General features: G+C 59.8%; 5 protein-coding genes. 1 reads left to right on the forward strand and 4 read right to left on the reverse strand.

Annotation, left to right across the window (positions count from 1 at the left end; genetic code table 11):
* Nucleotides 1–405, forward strand: a 405-nt coding sequence (locus ACQY7U_RS09540) for a hypothetical protein (protein WP_428643847.1), incomplete at its 5' end; no start/stop codon positions are given.
* Between the two features lie 98 nt (nucleotides 406–503).
* Here ACQY7U_RS09540 and ACQY7U_RS09545 read toward each other — a convergent pair.
* The 4 genes from ACQY7U_RS09545 to ACQY7U_RS09560 form a co-directional block, all read right to left on the reverse strand.
* Nucleotides 504–1580 carry a sn-glycerol-3-phosphate import ATP-binding protein UgpC gene (locus ACQY7U_RS09545; protein ID WP_428643848.1) on the reverse strand — a complete coding sequence of 359 codons (1077 nt, stop codon included), beginning with the start codon at nucleotides 1578–1580 and terminating at the stop codon, nucleotides 504–506.
* Between the two features lie 8 nt (nucleotides 1581–1588).
* A complete protein-coding gene (gene ugpE / locus ACQY7U_RS09550; protein ID WP_428643850.1) occupies nucleotides 1589–2431 on the reverse strand; it encodes a sn-glycerol-3-phosphate ABC transporter permease UgpE in 843 nt (280 codons plus the stop codon).
* 12 nt (nucleotides 2432–2443) lie between these two features.
* Nucleotides 2444–3325: an ABC transporter permease subunit gene (locus ACQY7U_RS09555; RefSeq protein ID WP_428643852.1), complete on the reverse strand. Its 882-nt coding sequence runs from the start codon at nucleotides 3323–3325 to the stop codon at nucleotides 2444–2446.
* A gap of 117 nt (nucleotides 3326–3442) precedes the next feature.
* A partial coding sequence (locus ACQY7U_RS09560; protein ID WP_428643855.1) for an extracellular solute-binding protein occupies nucleotides 3443–4636 on the reverse strand: 1194 nt, incomplete at its 5' end.

Below are 4636 nucleotides of genomic sequence, written 5' to 3' on the forward strand. Positions count from 1 at the left end.
GAAGCCGCCGCACCGCCGCTCGAAGTGACCGGCGATACAACGCACGAGATCGGACGAAATCTTGTTCTTGAACGGTTCCACGCAGCGGCTCCTGTTTTGGTTTCCGCATGGTGTGCCAGAGGGCTGGCAGGAGATCCAGACACCTCCTGCCATCTTCCTGACAAGTACCGTCAGGAGAGGCATCCTGTTTTACCCTCCACGGTCATCCCCGACTTGATCGGGGATCCACTTTCTTCCAGTGCCTTGCAGTTTCAACTCACCACTGACAGCAAGGAATGCGCCCGATCTGGAAGGACCGAACGCGTGGAAAGGTGGATTGGATCCCCGATCAAGTCGGGGATGACTTCTAGAGAGAATACGGACCAAGCTGGCGCAAATTCGGCAGAGCATCGTTTGGCGGCTTGACTGTTCGATGCAGCATAATAAAGCCACCCCGGTTGCCCGGGGTGGCTGGATCGGATCCGACGGCCCTCGTTACACCGCCATTCCCGACTTTCAAGAGATCAGTCGACGCGGCGGCCGGTGTCCGCATCGAAGAAATGGAGGTTTTCCGGTGCTACCTTCAGGTAGAGCTTTTCGCCGGCCTCGTGACGGGCATGGCTGGAGACCCGCACGACGATTTCCGGGCCCTCTCCGGCAAGGCTTGCGTAGATGTAGCTTTCCGCGCCGACCGGCTCCAGAACGTTCACCACGGCTTCCAGAAGAACCCCGTCACCGCCGTTGGGACCGTCGACTTCCTCCATGTGCTCCGGCCGGATGCCCAGCGTGTAGCGGTCGCGGCCTTTCGTGTTGGCACCGGAAAGGCCCGGGCCGTTTTCCAGCGCAAGGCCTTCGCCGTTCGCCTTCACGTTTAGAAGGTTCATGGCCGGAGAGCCGATGAAACTGGCGACGAAGGTGGAGGCCGGCTTGTCGTAGACGTCGATCGGCGCGCCGATCTGTTCGATGTTGCCGCCGTTCAGAACCACCAGCCGGTCGGCCAAGGTCATGGCTTCCAGCTGATCGTGGGTCACATAGACGCTTGTCGTGCCGAGCGCGCGCTGCAGGCGCTTGATTTCCACGCGCATCTGGACGCGCAGCTTGGCATCGAGGTTGGAGAGCGGCTCGTCGAAGAGGAACGCTGCCGGCTCGCGCACGATGGCGCGGCCCATGGCGACGCGCTGGCGCTGGCCGCCGGACAGGGCCCGCGGCTTGCGGTCGAGGTAGTCGCCGATCTCCAGGATGCGCGCGGCTTCCTTCACCCGGCGGTCGATTTCGCCCTTGTCCATACCCCGGTTTTTCAGGCCATACGCCAGGTTGTTGTAGACCGACATATGCGGATAGAGCGCATAGTTCTGAAACACCATCGCGATGTCGCGATCCGCCGGGTCGACCTGGTTGACGACCCGGTCTCCGATCCTGATGTCGCCGGTGGTGATGTCTTCCAGGCCGGCCACCATGCGCAGCAAGGTGGACTTGCCGCATCCGGAGGGACCGACCAGGACGATGAACTCACCGTCGGCGATATCGATGGAAACGCCTTTGACCGCCTCCACGTTGCCTGCATACACCTTTCGGACGGTGTCGAGAGTAATCGTTGCCATTTAATTCCTCACTTATCGCTCTCGACGAGCCCTTTGACAAACCAGCTTTGGAAGACCACCACGATGATGACCGGCGGCAGGATGGCGAGGATCGCCAGCGCCATGGCCTCGTTGAAATCCGGGATCTGCGCGCCCACCCAGACCTGAAGGATCTGCTTGATACCGCGAACCAGGGTGAACAGGCTCTCGTCGGTGGTGATCAGGGTCGGCCAGAGATACTGGTTCCAGCCGTAGACGAACATGATGATGAAGATTGCCGCGATCATCGTCTGGGACAGCGGCACCAGGATATCCTTGAAGAACTTCCAGGGACCGGCACCGTCGATGCGGGCGGCTTCCAGAAGCTCGTCGGGAACGGACATGAAGAACTGCCGGAAAAAGAAGGTTCCAGTCGCCGAGGCGATCAGCGGCACGATCAGGCCGGTGTAGGTGTTCACCAGCCCGAGCGACTGCACGATTTCGTAGGACGGCAGGATGCGCACTTCCAGCGGCAGCAGCAGGGTTGCGAAGATCACCCAGAAGCAGAGTGTCGCCATGGGAAAGCGGAAATAGACGATCGCGTAGGCGGCCAGCATGGAAATGACGATCTTGCCGATGGCAAAGCCGAGGCCAAGGATCATCGAATTCTTCAACATCACGAAACCGTTGACTTCCTTGGTGAAGCCGCCGGCCTGGAACAGGACCGCTTCGTAGTTCTCAAGGAAATGGCCGCCCGGCGTGAACTGGATGCCTTCCTTGTAGATCGTCAGCGCATCGTGGGTGCTGGTCATGAAGGCCATGACGACCGGTGTGACCATGAAGAAGACGCCGAGCAGAAGGATCACGTGATCCGAGATCTGTATTTTTTTCATCACCGGCTCTCCTTACGTGTAGTGCACGCGCCGCTCGATCAGGCGGAACTGAATGATTGTCAGGATGAACACCATCACCATCAGGATGACCGACTGGGCGGAGGATCCGCCGAGGTCGTTGCCGCGGAAGCCGTCCAGGTAGACCTTGTAGACCAGGGTCACCGGGTTGTTGCCGGGCTCGTTCTTCACGATCACGTCGACGATGCCGAACGTGTCGAAGAAGGCGTAGGTGATGTTGATGATCAAAAGGAAGAAACCCGTCGGCGCCAGCAGCGGGAAGGTCACCGTCCAGAACCGGCGGAAACCGGAGCGGCAATCGATGCTGGCGGCCTCCTGAACGGATTTGGAAATGCCCTGCAGGCCGGACAGGAAGAAGATGAAGTTGACGGGGATCTGTTTCCAGACCGATGTCACGATCATTGCGAAACTGGTGTCGAAGTAGTTCACGCCGATCTGCATTTGCCAGCCGAACATGGCGAAGAGGTCGACAATCGGCCCCACATGCTGGTCGAACAGAAGCACGCCGATCAGACCGGCAACGGGCGGGGCGACGGCATAGACCCACATCAGCAGGGTCTTGTAGCTGGAAGCGCCGCGCAGCACCTTGTCCGCCTTGACCGCCAGCAGCAAGGCAATGCCGAGCGACAGGAAGGTCACGAAGAAGGTGAAGACGGCGGTAAACCGTGCCACACGGCCATAGTCGGTCGATGTCAGCGTGTCCTTGAAGTTGTCGAGACCCACAAAGGTCGCGCCGAAGCCGAACGGATCTTCAAGATAGAAGGATGACTGGATCGCTTCCGCTGCAGGCCAGAGGAAGAAGACCGTCACGATGGCTAGCTGCGGCAGGAGCAGCAGATAGGGCAGCCACACGGACTGAAACTGGACTTTTTTCATGCGAACATTTCTCGGCCACCGGAAACGAGGAAGCGGGCCACCAGTGAACCCGCCGACCCGCACCACTCAAGGAAATGGGGGCGCGATGCGCCCCCATAAGGGGTAATTCAGCAAGGCTTAGTTGCTGGTGGTCTTTGCAAAACGCTCCAGCAGCTTGTTGCCGTCGGCTTCGATGGTTGCAAAGGCTTCGTCAACGGACGTTTCCCCGGACAGGATCTTGCCGTATTCACGGTTCATGACGTCGCGGATCTGGACGTAGAAGCCCATGCGGTAGCCCTTGGTCCACTCGCCGCCCGGCAGGGTCAGCTGCTTGATGCCGATTTCGGCAGCCGGGTTGCGGTCATAGTGACCGTCCTTCTTGGCCAGATCGTAAGCGGCATTGGTGATCGGCACATAGCCGGTTTCCTTGTGCCACATGTACTGGACTTCCGGAGACGTCAGATACTGGAAGAAGGAGGCGGAGCACTTGTTTTCTTCATCCGGTTTGCCGGACATGGCAAAGAGGGCCGCGCCGCCGATGAAGGTGCCGGTGCCGGCGCCGTCAACAGCATCCCAGTACGGCAGGTAGGTGGCCGAGAACGGGAACTCGACGGTCTTGGAAATGCCACCGAAGGAACCGGAAGACCCGAGCCACATGGCGACCTTGCCTTCGTTGAACGGCGTCTGGTTGTCGCCCCAGCCGGTGCCGTAGTAGCCGAACAGGCCATCATCCAGCCAGCCCTTGACGGCCTTGAAGTGGTTCTTGATCGGCTCGCCGAAGACCAGTGTGGTGCCTTCCGCACCGTCGTAACCGTTGTTGTTGGTCGCGAACTGCAGGTTATGACGGGACTTGAAGTTCTCGGTGAAGATCCACGGCAGGTGGGACTGTGCGAGCGGCACGTAGCCGGCTTCTTTCAGCTTCGGAGCGATTTCCTGGAACTCTTCCCAGGTCTTCGGAGCTTCGACACCGGCCTTCTTCAGCGCTTCCTCGTTGGTGTAGAGGATCGGCGTGGAGGAGTTGAACGGCATGCCGATCATCTTGCCATCGCTGTCGGCGTAGAAATAACGCACGCCCGAGATGTAGTCTTCGATGTTGAAGGCGATGCCGTTGTCTTCCAGCAGGTCCTGAACCGGAACGGTGGCGCCCTTGGCGCCGATCACGGTGGCGGCGCCGGCGTCGAAGACCTGCATGATGTTCGGCTGTTCACCGGCGCGGAAGGCCGCGATGCCCGCCGTCAGGGTTTCTTCGTAGGAGCCTTTAAAGACCGGAGTGATCTCGTACTGGTCCTGGCTGGCGTTGAAGTCAGTCGCGATCTGGTTGACCGTGTCGCC

It is taken from the genome of Roseibium sp. (genome assembly GCF_050301095.1).
Lineage (GTDB): Bacteria > Pseudomonadota > Alphaproteobacteria > Rhizobiales > Stappiaceae > Roseibium.